This is a genomic window from Bacteriovorax sp. DB6_IX (assembly GCF_000447775.1).
Lineage (GTDB): Bacteria > Bdellovibrionota > Bacteriovoracia > Bacteriovoracales > Bacteriovoracaceae > Halobacteriovorax_A.
Map to the genome: position 1 here is coordinate 1 of NZ_AUNJ01000204.1, position 273 is coordinate 273.

Here is a 273-nt window from a genome sequence, read left to right on the forward strand (position 1 = left end):
AGGTTAAGAGTGCAGTTATCTCTTACTCAGATTCTCGACATAGCTACATTTTTAGAAGTTATTACGGACCAATAGAAGGTATCTATATTCTTGATTTAGATACTTCCAAAAAGGAGCCTACTCTCCTTGAGAGTCATATCATTGCGAAGGATGGAGAAGATAATAATCTGATTCCGGTAAAGTCTTCGACTCAAGTCCTTCTTGAGAATCACAAAATCAAAATTGATGACAGAGTATTCCATATTCAATCTAAGAAAACACTTCAAATAAAGT

General features: G+C 34.4%; 1 protein-coding gene. It reads left to right on the forward strand.

Annotated elements, in window-relative coordinates; translation table 11 throughout:
* Positions 1-273 (forward strand): hypothetical protein (locus M901_RS06070; RefSeq protein ID WP_034720822.1); only part of this gene is annotated, 273 nt, incomplete at both ends.